We start from the raw sequence: 11,591 nt of genomic DNA on the forward strand, positions 1-11,591 counted from the left end.
CTGCCGCGCCAGCGCGGGCCGTCCGTCACTGGAATGCCACCTCGGCAAAGCTGCGCAGCTTGCGGCTGTGCAGTTGGTCCACGCCAGCGGCGCGCAGCCGCTCGATGGCGCGCAGACCGATGCGCAGATGCTGATCGACGCGCTCGCGGTAGAAGCGGTCAGCCATGCCGGGCAGTTTGATGGCCCCATGGAGTGGTTTGTCGCTGACGCACAGGAGGGTGCCGTACGGTACCCGGAAGCGAAAACCGTTGGCCGCGATGGTGGCTGATTCCATGTCCAGCGCCACGGCCCGCGATTGCGAGAAGCGCCGCTGCGGCAGGTTGTCTGGCAACAGCTCCCAGTTGCGGTTGTCGGTGCTGGCCACGGTGCCGGTGCGCAGCACGCCCTTGAGCGCTGCCCCGTCCAGTCCCGTGACATCGGCCACTGCGGCCTCCAGCGCCTGCTGGATTTCGGCCAGCGCGGGGATGGGTACCCATAGCGGCAGTTCTTCGTCCAGCACATGGTCCTCGCGCACATAGGCGTGGGCCAACACATAGTCCCCCAGTTGCTGGCTGGTGCGCAGCCCGGCGCAGTGCCCCAACATCAGCCAGGCATGCGGGCGCAGCACGGCGATGTGGTCGGTGGCGGTCTTGGCGTTGCTCGGGCCCACGCCGATGTTGACCAGTGTGATGCCGCTTCGGTCGGCGCGCACCAGGTGGTAGGCCGGCATCTGGGGCAGGCGCGCGGGTGGGCCACCCTCGGGGCCCGCCAGCGCCGCGCGCTGTGTTGCCGACAAGCCCGAGCGCCAGGTGACCACGTTGCCCGGCTCCACGAATGCGGCATATTCGCTGTCCGGGCGCTGCATTTCCGCCAGGCCCAGACGCACGAATTCATCGACATAAAAGCCGTAGTTGGTAAACAGAACGAAGTTCTGGAACCATGCGGGTGATGTGCCGCTGTAGTGGCGCAGCCGCTGCAGCGACTAGTCGATGCGCGCGCCGGTGAACAGCGCCAGCGGTTGAGGGCCACCCGGCGGCGGAGTGTGCGTGCCGTTGGCGATGCCGTCGTCCATCGCCGTCAGGTCAGGCAGATCGAACACCTCCCCCAGGCGGGCACGGTGCACGGCGTCGAGCTCGCCCTCGAAATGAGCATCCTCCCCGAGCGCGAAGTGCACGGGGATGGGCTCGTTGCCCAGGCCGATTTCCAGCGGCGTGCCGTGGTTTTCCAGCAACAGGCGAAACTGCTCGCGCCAGTAGTGCGCAAACAGGTCGGGTCGGGTCAGCGTGGTCTCGTAACGTCCCGGACCGGCGACGAAGCCGAAGCTCAGCCGCGTGCCGATCCCAGGGCGCATGGGGGTCATGGCCCGTTGCGTGCGCAGTCGCACGAAGGGGTAGGTGGCCCGCACCCGGGTCACCGGGGTATCCAGCGCCAGGGGGGTTTGCACATAACGGGTCAAAGCGTCGCGCAGAAAGCCCACTGCAGCATCGTAGAGCCGACGCACCTGGGCCACGGCAGCGTCAGGGTCGGTAAAGGCTTGTGGGGCAACGAAGGCGGGGGTCTCGGGGCGACGGTCCATGGCGTGATTGTCCGTGCTGCGCAGCGCTCATCCTCGGGATACTGGCTCGCGCAGGGTGACGAATTCCTCGGCGAGGGTGGGGTGGATGCCCAAGGTGGCGTCGAACTGGGCCTTGGTGGCCCCGCAGCGCAACGCCACGGCAAAGCCCTGCACGATTTCGCCGGCATCTGGCCCCACCATGTGCAGGCCCACCACCCGGTCGCTGGCGTCGTCCACCACCAGCTTGACCAAGGTGCGTTCCTCGCTGCCGCTGAGCGTGTGGCGCAGCGCGCGAAATTCGCTGCGGTAGATACGCAGCCGCCCACATCGCTCGCGGGCCTGCGCCTCGGTCCAGCCGACTGTGCCTACGTTGGGTGCAGTGAAGACGGCGGTGGGAATCAGATCGTAGTGCACGCTGCGCGGGGCGGACCCAGGGGCCGGTCCGTACAGATGATCGACCAGGGCCATGGCCTCGGCCAGCGCGACGGGGGTGAGCTGAACCCGTGCGGTCACGTCCCCCACCGCATACACATTGGGGACGTTGGTGCGAAAGTGCGCATCCACGACGATGGCCCCCTGCGCCCCCTGGGCGATGCCGACCGTCTCCAGTCCCAGCCCCTGAACATTGGGTACCCGACCGGTCGCGTACAGGATGGCATCGGCCACCAGCCGGTTGCCGTCTTCCAGTACGGCGTGCAGGCCGTCCGCTTCGCGATGCACCGCCACCACGCCGGTTTGCAGCCGCAGGTCCACCCCTTTCTTGCGCATCTCGCCAGCCAGAAAATGCCGGACCTCGTCGTCGAATCCGCGCAGGATCTGTTCGCCGCGATACAACTGCGTCACCTGCGCCCCCAGCCCGTTGAAGATGGAGGCAAATTCGCACGCGATGTAGCCGCCGCCGACCACCGCCAGCCGCTGGGGGAAGGGGTCGAGGTCGAACACCTCGTCGGAGGTGATGACGTGCTCGCGCCCGTGGAAATGCGGCACATGCGGGGTGCCGCCGGTCGCGATCAGGATGTGCTCGGCACGCCAGGTCTGGTGTCCCGGTGTCCCGTCTGCGTTGAGCGTGGCCAACTCGACAGTGTGAGCGTCGCGCAGCCGGGCCCAGCCGCTCAGCACGGTGACGCCGCTGCTGCGCAGCAATTGATCGTACACCCCGTTGAGGCGAGCGATTTCGGCGGCGCGCCGGCGCTTGAGCTCGGTCCAATCGAGCACCGCGCCGCTCAGCTGCCAGCCATAGCCGCGTGCTTCCTCGAAGGCTTCCGCGTAGTGGGCCGCGTAGCTGTAGAGTTTTTTGGGGATACAGCCCAGGTTGACGCAGGTGCCTCCCAGTCCGTCTAGGCCCTGGGCCTCGGCCAGCGCGACACGCGCGCCGCGCTGTGCCGCCATGCGGGCAGCGCGTACGCCGCCGCTGCCGCCGCCGATGACAAAGAGATCGAAGTCGAAACCACCCATGTGCGCTACCCGTCTGTCGTTGTGTTGACGTCGCCGTCGTCGGCGCCCCGATGGGGACGTTGCTCCGACGAGGACCACCCGATGATGCCAGCAAAGACCACGGGACGGCGGATGGCTGGTGGTTGCGGTTCAGCGGCGCGCTGCTGGCTCGGCGCTGCCCGCCAGGGCTGGCGCGCCCGATTGCGGATGGTCTGGCGGCGCTGGAGACGGCTGTCCGCGCCCCAGCACCCGGGCCAGATAGCGCCCGGTGTGGCTGTCGGGATGGGCGGCAACGGCCTCGGGCGTGCCGCAGGCCACCACTGTACCGCCACCCGCCCCGCCCTCGGGCCCCATGTCGATGACCCAGTCGGCCGTTTTGATGACGTCCAGGTTGTGCTCGATGACGACGATTGTGTTGCCCGCGTCGCGCAACTGGTGCAGCACGCGCAGCAGCAGCTCGATGTCCCCGAAGTGCAGCCCCGTGGTCGGCTCGTCCAGGATGTAGAGCGTGCGCCCGGTGTCGCGCTTGGACAGCTCCTGTGCCAGTTTGACGCGCTGCGCTTCGCCGCCAGAGAGGGTGGTGGCACTCTGGCCCAGTCGCAGGTAGCCCAGCCCCACGTCCAGCAGCGTCTGCAGTTTGCGCTGCAGGGCTGGCACGGCGCCAAAAAAGGCTTGGGCCTGTTCCACGGTCAGGTCCAAGATCTCGGCGATGTTGCGGCCCTTGTAGCGCACCTCGAGCGTCTCGCGGTTGTAGCGTGCCCCGCCGCAGACGTCGCACGGCACATAGACATCGGGCAGGAAGTGCATCTCCACCTTCACCACACCATCGCCCTGGCAGGCCTCGCAGCGCCCGCCCGCGACATTGAAGCTAAAGCGTCCCGGGCCGTAGCCGCGCTCGCGTGCCGTAGGCGTTTCCGCCATCAACTCGCGAATGGCCGTGAACAGGCCGGTGTAGGTCGCCGGGTTGGAGCGGGGCGTGCGGCCGATCGGGCTTTGGTCGACGGCGATCACTTTGTCGAAGTGCTCCAGCCCCTCGATGGCATCGAACGGTTCTGGCTCGTCGTGGCTGCGGTGGAGGTGGCGCGCCACTGCCCGCAGCAGCGTGTCGTTGACCAAGGTGGATTTGCCCGAGCCGCTGACGCCCGTGACGCAGGTAAACAGCCCGACCGGAAACGCCACCGTCACATCGCGCAAATTGTGTCCGCGTGCACCGATCAGGCGCAGGGCCGCCGTGGGCGGGGCTGCACCATCCCCGGTGCTGGGTTGCGAGGGCTGCCACGGCGTGCGCCGCGCGGGCACCGGAATGCGCCGCCGTCCCGACAGATACTGCCCCGTCAGCGAAGCCGGTTCCGCTGCCACCGCCTCCCAGTGGCCCTGGGCCAAGACCTGCCCGCCGTGCACGCCGGCGCCTGGCCCCAGGTCGATCAGGTGGTCGGCCGCCCGCATCATGTCCTCGTCGTGCTCCACCACGATGACCGTGTTGCCCAGATCGCGCAGCCGCTGCAGGGTGCCGATCAGTCGGTCGTTGTCACGCTGGTGCAAGCCGATGCTGGGTTCGTCCAGCACATACATCACACCGCTCAAGCCCGATCCGATCTGGCTGGCCAGCCGGATGCGCTGCGCCTCGCCACCGGAGAGGGTGTCCGCGCTGCGCGCCAGCGTCAGATAGGGCAACCCCACATCGTTCAAAAAACGCAGGCGGGAGCGGATTTCGCGCACCACCTTGTCGGCGATCTCGGCGCGCGCGCCTTGCCACTGCAAGCCTTCGAAATATGCCAGTGCCTCGGCCAGCGTCATCTGGCTGATGGCGTGGATATGGCGGCGCTGGGCTCCTTCGCCCAGGTAGACCTGCAGCGCTTCGCGCCGCAGCCGGGTGCCGCCGCAGTCTGCGCAGACGAGGGTGCTGCGGTAGCGGCCCAGTTGCTCGCGCACGGTGGGCGAGCTGGTGTCGCGCCAGCGCCGCTCGAAGTTGCGCAAGATACCCTCGAAGGGGTGGCGTTGTGTCACTCGCCGTCCGCCATCGGCGCAGTATTGAAAATCGATGGCCTCGGCGCCGCTGCCGTACAGCAGCACATGGCGCACGGTGTCAGGCAGGTCCTGCCACGGGGTCTCGGGATCGAAGCCATAGTGCGCCGCCAGGCGCTCGATCAGTGCAAAGGCCTGGGCATTGCGCCGGTCCCAACCCTGGATGGCACCGCTGGCCAGACTCAGCGCTGGAAATGCCACCACGCGCGCCGGGTCGAACCGTTCCACATACCCCAGCCCGTCGCAGTGCGGACAGGCCCCCTGCGGCGCGTTGAAGGAGAACAGCCGCGGCTCGGGCGTGGCCTGCGTGTAGTCGCATACCGGACAGGCGTAACGTGACGAGAAGGCGTGCAGCGTCTGCGTGTCCAGGTCCAGGGCGTGTACCTTGCCGTCGCCCACCCGCAGCGCCGCTTCCAAGCTCTCGGCCAGCCGCTGGCGCGCGTCGGCCCGCACCTTCAGGCGGTCGATCACTACCTCCAGCGTCGCGCCCGGGCGCAGCAAGGCCACAGCCTCGTCGCCCTCGGCCACCGTGCCATCGATGCGAAAGCGCACATAACCCTGGGCCTGCCAGCCTCGCAATGCGGCGGCCGGATCGTGTGCCTGCCCGGCAGGCACCGGCGCCAGCAGCATCAGCCGCGTCTCGGTCGGCAGGGCCAGCACGGCATCCACCATCTGGCTCACCGTCTGTGCGCGCAGTGGCAGGTCGTGTTCCGGGCAGTGGGGCACGCCGGCGCGGGCGAACAGCAGGCGCAAATAGTCATATATCTCGGTCACGGTGCCCACCGTGGAGCGCTGGTTGTGGCTGGTGGCCTTTTGTTCGATCGCAATCGCCGGGCTCAGGCCCTCGATCAGATCCACGTCGGGCTTGTCCATGCGCTCCAGAAACTGCCGTGCATAGGCCGACAGGCTCTCGACGTAACGGCGCTGGCCCTCGGCGTACAAGGTGTCGAAAGCCAGGCTGGATTTGCCAGAACCGGACGGCCCGGTGATCACCACCAGCGCGTTTTTGGGGATATCCAAGTCCAAGTTGCGCAGGTTGTGCGTGCGCGCGCCGCGGATGCGGATCGTGCGGTCGGCCAAGGGCGGGGATGGCGGGGCAGACATGGATGGGGTAGACCGGGGTAGCGAGGGTGTGGGCAACCGCGCATCATAGAACGTAGAACGCGGGCCCGCCCGGTGCCTTTGATACACTCACTGCCATGTTCGCTGTCCGCAGCACGTTCGACGCCCGCCTGGCCGCCGCCCTCAAGACCGGCCGCCGGGAGGCTTGGCCCTGGCGCAAGCCAATGACGCGCGCCTAACCATCCCTGCCCCCTCGCGCGCACGCACAGCCGGTTCGTCGCGCCGCATCCCGCGCCGGTTGCAGACCCGCGCTGGCCCCGTCGAATCCACGCCGGCGCGACGGCCACATCCCGCCCAGGACCGCCCGCCGACCCGCCCCGTCAGGAGCCCCGTTGCCGTGATCACCGAACTGGAATTCCGCAGCCTCGCCGCCCAAGGCTACAACCGCATCCCGCTGATCGCCGAAGCCTTCGCCGATCTGGAAACCCCCCTGTCCCTCTACCTCAAGCTGGCCCACGCCACCCACGGGGGGCGCAACAGTTTTCTGCTGGAGTCCGTCGTCGGCGGCGAGCGCTTCGGTCGCTACAGCTTCATCGGATTGCCGGCGCGCACCTGGCTGCGCGCCAGCGGCTTCGGCGAGGCCGCACGGACCGAGGTGGTGCGCGACGGCACCGTCGTCGAGACGCTGGGCGGCAATCCCTTGGACGCCATTGCTGCCTACCAGCAGCGCTTTCGCGTGGCGCTCAGCCCCGGGTTGCCGCGGTTTTGCGGCGGGCTAGCGGGCTATTTCGGCTACGACACCGTGCGCCACATCGAGCGCAAACTCGCCAGCACCTGCCCGCCCGATCCGCTGGGTCTGCCCGACATCCTGCTGCTACAGACCGAGGAGCTGGCCGTCATCGACAACCTTTCGGGCAAGCTGTACCTGATCGTCTACGCCGATCCCGCTCAGCCCGAGGCCTATGCCAGCACCAAGCGCCGCTTGCGCGAGCTCATGGAGCGCCTGCGTTATTCGGTCAGCGCTCCGTCCGTCAAGGCCGGCGATGCCTACCCCGAGCAGCGCGAACGCAGCCAGGCCGATTTTTTGGCGGCAGTCGACGAGGCCAAGGCCCTGATCCAGCAGGGCGACTTCATGCAGATCGTTATCGGCCAACGCATCCACAAGCCCTACCGGCACAGCCCGCTGAGCCTGTACCGCGCGCTGCGCGCCCTCAACCCCAGCCCGTACATGTACTACTACAACCTGGCCGGGGCCGATGCGCGCGGCAGCGACCTGCATGTGGTGGGTGCCTCGCCCGAAATCCTGGTGCGCCAGGAGCGCACCGACGAAGGCGTGAAGGTGACCATCCGGCCCCTGGCCGGCACCCGGCCGCGCGGTGCCACCCCCGAAAAAGACAAGGCCGCCGAACAGGATTTGCTGGCCGACCCCAAAGAGCGAGCCGAGCATGTGATGCTGATCGATCTGGCGCGCAACGACATTGGCCGTATCGCCCAGATCGGCAGCGTCAAGGTGACCGAGGCCTTCGCGGTGGAGCGCTACAGTCACGTCATGCACATCGTCAGCAATGTCGAGGGGCTGTTGCGCCCGGGTCTGACCAGCATGGACGTGCTGCGCGCCTCCTTCCCGGCTGGAACGCTCACCGGCGCGCCCAAAGTGCACGCCATGGAGTGGATCGACCGGCTGGAGCCGACCAAACGCGGCGTCTACGGCGGCGCGGTCGGCTACCTGAGCTGGGCCGGCGATATGGACCTGGCGATCGCCATCCGCACCGGTGTCGTGCACGACGGCACACTCTATGTGCAGGCCGCCGCCGGTGTGGTGGCCGACTCGGTGCCGGAGCTGGAGTGGAAAGAAACCGAGCACAAAGCCCGCGCCCTGCTGCGCGCCAGCGAGCTGGTCGAGGAGGGGCTGCAATGAGCCGCATCAAGCTGCTGATGGTGGACAACTACGACTCGTTCACTTACAACCTGGTGCAGTACTTCGGCGAACTGGGCGCCGAGGTGGAGGTGTTCCGCAACGACGAAATCACGCTGGAGGGCATCGCCGCGCGCGCACCGGAGCGCCTGGTCATCTCGCCCGGGCCATGCTCGCCGGCGCAAGCGGGTATCTCGGTGGCGGCAATCCGCCACTTCGCTGGTCGCATGCCGATTCTGGGCGTGTGCCTGGGTCACCAGAGCATCGGCGCCGCCTTCGGTGGGCGCATCGTGCGCGCGCGCGAGTTGATGCATGGCAAAACCAGCCTCATCACCACCACGCAGGAAGGCGTCTTTGCCCACTTGCCGCGCCAGTTCACCGTCAACCGCTACCACTCCCTGGCCATCGAGCGCGCCACGCTGCCGCCGGAGCTGGCTATCACCGCCTGGTGCGACGACGGCGAGATCATGGGCGTGCGCCACCGCGACTTGCCGGTGCAGGGTGTGCAGTTCCACCCCGAGAGCATCCTGACCGAGCACGGCCATGCGCTGCTGCGCAATTTCCTGCAGTCCCCCTAAACGCTTTCGTTTCCAGGAGATCCCCATGCCCCATCGACACGCCATCACGCCGCAGGAGGCCTTGCAGCGCGTCATCGAGCATCGCGAAATCTTCCATGACGAGATGCTGCACCTGATGCGCCTGATCATGAGCGGCGAGGTCTCCCCGCTCATGACCGCCGCCATCCTCACCGGCCTGCGCGTCAAGAAAGAGACCATCGGCGAGATCACCGCCGCCGCCCAGGTGATGCGGGAGTTTTCCACCAAGGTCCCGGTGGAGGACACCACCCACCTGGTCGACATCGTCGGCACCGGCGGCGACGGCGCGCACACCTTCAACATCTCCACCTGCGCCATGTTCGTGGCCGCCGCCGCCGGTGCGCGGGTCAGCAAGCACGGCGGGCGCAGTGTCAGCAGCAAGTCTGGCAGTGCCGATGTGCTGGAAAACCTGGGTGTCAATATCAACCTGCCCCCAGCCGCCATCGCGCAGTGCATCCGCGAGGTCGGCATCGGCTTCATGTTCGCGCCCAACCACCACCCGGCCATGAAGAACGTCGCGCCCGTGCGGCGCGAGATGGGCGTCAAAACCCTCTTCAATATCCTCGGCCCATTGACCAACCCAGCTGGCGCTCCCCACATCCTGATGGGTGTGTTTCACCCCGATCTGGTCGGCATCCAAGTGCGGGCGCTGCAGCGCTTGGGCACCCAGCACGCGCTGGTCGTCTATGGCAAGGACGGCATGGATGAGGTCAGCCTGGGTGCCGCGACTATGGTCGGGGAGCTCAAGGACGGCGAAATCCTCGAATACGACATCCACCCCGAGGACTTTGGGCTGGCCATGGCCAGCCACCGGGCCTTCCAGGTGGGCACGCCCGAAGAATCGCGCACCTTGCTGCTGGCCGTGCTCGACGGCCAATGCGGTCCGGCGGCCGACATCGTCGTCCTCAACGCCGGCGTCGCGCTGTATGCCGCCGATGTGACCGATTCCATTGAAGCCGGCATCACCCGCGCCCGAGAGGCGCTCGCCAGCGGCGCGGCCAAGGCCAAGCTGGAACAATTCGTCACGGCCGCGCACCGGCTGGGCACGGAGGCTGCGGCATGAGCGACATCCTGCAGCGCATCTGCGCCACCAAGCGCGAGGAGGTGGCGGCTGCATCGGCGCGCACTCCGCAGGCCGCCATGCGCGCGCAGGCCGAAGCCAGCCTGCGCGACGACCCGCCGCGCGACTTTGCCGCTGCGCTGCGCGCCGCGCGGGCCGCCGGGCGCGCCGCCGTCATCGCCGAGGCCAAGAAAGCCAGCCCCTCCAAGGGCGTGCTGCGCGCCGACTTCGACCCGGCGGCGATTGCCGCCAGCTATGCACGCCACGGCGCGGCCTGCCTGTCGGTCCTGACCGACGTGCCGTACTTCCAGGGCCACCCGGACTATCTGCGCCAGGCGCGTGCGGCCGCGCCACTGCCGGCACTGCGCAAGGACTTCCTGGTCGATGCCTACCAGGTCTGGGAGGCTCGCGCGCTCGGCGCGGATGCCATCTTGCTGATCGCTGCCTGCCTGGATGACGCGCAAATGGGCGACTTCGAGGCCATCGCACACGAGCTGGGCATGGCGGTGTTGGTGGAGGTGCATGACGCCGCGGAGCTGGAGCGCGCGCAGCGCCTGCGCACCCCGCTCATTGGCGTTAACAACCGCGACCTGCGCAGCTTCCAGGTCTCGCTGCAAACGACGCTGGACCTGCTGCCGCGGCTGGAGCCGGGACGGCTGCTGGTGGCCGAAAGCGGCATCGCCACGGGCGACGATGTGCGCCGCCTGCGCGAGGCGGGCGTGCCGGCGTTTCTGGTGGGCGAGGCGTTCATGCGTGCCGACGACCCCGGCGCGGCGCTGGCCGCGCTGTTCGGCACATGAGCGGCGACATGCCGACAGCACCCATGATGGCCGTGCCGGGCCTCACGGTCCACCACCAGCCCTGTCCGGGTGCCGCCACGGGCTTTGTTTTCATCTGTCCCGGCCGTTTCGAGGCGCAGCGCGGCTATCCCTGCGCCGCGGGCACCGGGGCCAACCTGGCGCGTGCGCTGATCGAGTTGCATCGGCGCGATCCGGTGCGGTTTTCCTCCCCGCATCGGGCCGACTATGTCGTCACCAACGCCTGGCCGCGCGTGGAATATCCGGCACTCACTGGCCGGTCGGTGCCGACCAGCGAGGAGGTGCTGGATCAAGACAACCTGCACCGGCTGGCTGCTGAGCTGGGCGGTTTGCGTTGGGTGGTGGCCTGCGGGGCCCAAGCCCATGCGGCCGTGCGCGCGCTGCGCGATGCGGGGTGGCTCGCAGCCGACATCGCCTGCGAGCGCCACCTGAGCCAGCGCTCCATCAACACCCTTCGCGTCGGTGCCGACACGGCCAGCCGCATCGCGCACTGGTGCGCCGCGGTGCTGGAACAATTTTCCCCGTCTGTCGAAAATGCGCCGCAAATCGTGGCATAATTTGGGGCTCTCGCTGGAGGGGTGCCCGAGTGGCTAAAGGGGGCAGACTGTAAATCTGTTGGCTTACGCCTACGTTGGTTCGAATCCAACCCCCTCCACCAGTGTGCTGGCTGTATTGGCTAAAGAGAAGGCGGTGTGGAATCGCGTCCGGATCAGGCGAGGTTCGACGCGGGAGTAGTTCAATGGTAGAACCTCAGCCTTCCAAGCTGATGACGCGGGTTCGATTCCCGTCTCCCGCTCCAATGCAGTCCCGGCGCTGGAGTCGAAGAACGATTTTTCGTGGCCACCGCGAGGCGGCTGCGAGGCCCATGTGGCTCAGTGGTAGAGCACTCCCTTGGTAAGGGAGAGGTCGGCAGTTCGATCCTGCCCATGGGCACCATCAAGGTTGTCCTGGCCCCACGTTGGGGTGTGTGAGTGAGTTCGGCAAACATCCATTCGGAGCGGTAACGATGGCAAAGGAAAAATTCGAGCGGACCAAGCCGCACGTCAACGTGGGCACGATTGGTCACGTGGACCATGGCAAGACGACGCTGACGGCGGCGATCACGACGGTGCTGGCGGCCAAGTTTGGTGGGTCGGCCAAGAAATAC

General features: G+C 67.7%; 8 protein-coding genes, 3 tRNA genes and 1 pseudogene. 9 read left to right on the forward strand and 3 right to left on the reverse strand.

Features of this window, described 5'->3' with window-relative positions:
- Positions 1–25: 25 nt before the first annotated feature.
- From P3W97_RS03840 to uvrA, 3 genes and pseudogenes are all read right to left on the reverse strand, one after another.
- Positions 26–1,555: pseudogene (locus tag P3W97_RS03840) on the reverse strand (AMP nucleosidase).
- A gap of 27 nt (positions 1,556–1,582) precedes the next feature.
- Entirely contained in the window at positions 1,583–2,989 is a 1,407-nt protein-coding gene (gene gorA / locus P3W97_RS03845; protein WP_300843945.1) for a glutathione-disulfide reductase, read from the reverse strand.
- Between the two features lie 129 nt (positions 2,990–3,118).
- On the reverse strand, positions 3,119–6,097 hold the full coding sequence (gene uvrA, locus P3W97_RS03850) for an excinuclease ABC subunit UvrA (RefSeq protein ID WP_300843947.1): 2,979 nt from the start codon (positions 6,095–6,097) through the stop codon (positions 3,119–3,121).
- 355 nt (positions 6,098–6,452) lie between these two features.
- Between uvrA and P3W97_RS03855 the strand changes: the two genes are divergently transcribed.
- From P3W97_RS03855 to P3W97_RS03895, 9 genes are all read left to right on the forward strand, one after another.
- Complete coding sequence (locus P3W97_RS03855; RefSeq protein ID WP_300843949.1) at positions 6,453–7,973, forward strand: anthranilate synthase component I family protein; 1,521 nt, start codon at positions 6,453–6,455, stop codon at positions 7,971–7,973.
- Positions 7,970–8,548: an aminodeoxychorismate/anthranilate synthase component II gene (locus P3W97_RS03860; protein WP_300843951.1), complete on the forward strand. Its 579-nt coding sequence runs from the start codon at positions 7,970–7,972 to the stop codon at positions 8,546–8,548. The genes P3W97_RS03855 and P3W97_RS03860 overlap by 4 nt, the downstream gene beginning before the upstream one ends.
- 25 nt (positions 8,549–8,573) lie before the next feature.
- Positions 8,574–9,629, forward strand: coding sequence for an anthranilate phosphoribosyltransferase (gene trpD / locus P3W97_RS03865; RefSeq protein ID WP_300843953.1), 1,056 nt, complete (start codon positions 8,574–8,576; stop codon positions 9,627–9,629).
- Positions 9,626–10,426, forward strand: a complete 801-nt coding sequence (gene trpC / locus P3W97_RS03870) for an indole-3-glycerol phosphate synthase TrpC (protein ID WP_300843955.1) — start codon at positions 9,626–9,628, stop codon at positions 10,424–10,426. The genes trpD and trpC overlap by 4 nt, the downstream gene beginning before the upstream one ends.
- An 8-nt stretch (positions 10,427–10,434) precedes the next feature.
- Positions 10,435–11,001, forward strand: a complete 567-nt coding sequence (locus P3W97_RS03875; protein ID WP_300843957.1) for a hypothetical protein — start codon at positions 10,435–10,437, stop codon at positions 10,999–11,001.
- 15 nt (positions 11,002–11,016) lie between these two features.
- A tRNA-Tyr gene (locus tag P3W97_RS03880) sits at positions 11,017–11,102 on the forward strand.
- 67 nt (positions 11,103–11,169) lie between these two features.
- Positions 11,170–11,243, forward strand: a tRNA-Gly gene (locus P3W97_RS03885).
- A gap of 62 nt (positions 11,244–11,305) precedes the next feature.
- Positions 11,306–11,380 (forward strand) — tRNA-Thr (locus P3W97_RS03890).
- A gap of 70 nt (positions 11,381–11,450) precedes the next feature.
- Positions 11,451–11,591 (forward strand): GTP-binding protein (locus tag P3W97_RS03895; RefSeq protein WP_300843511.1); only part of this gene is annotated, 141 nt, incomplete at its 3' end.

The sequence above is a fragment of the Tepidimonas sp. genome (assembly GCF_029335975.1).
Lineage (GTDB): Bacteria > Pseudomonadota > Gammaproteobacteria > Burkholderiales > Burkholderiaceae_C > Tepidimonas.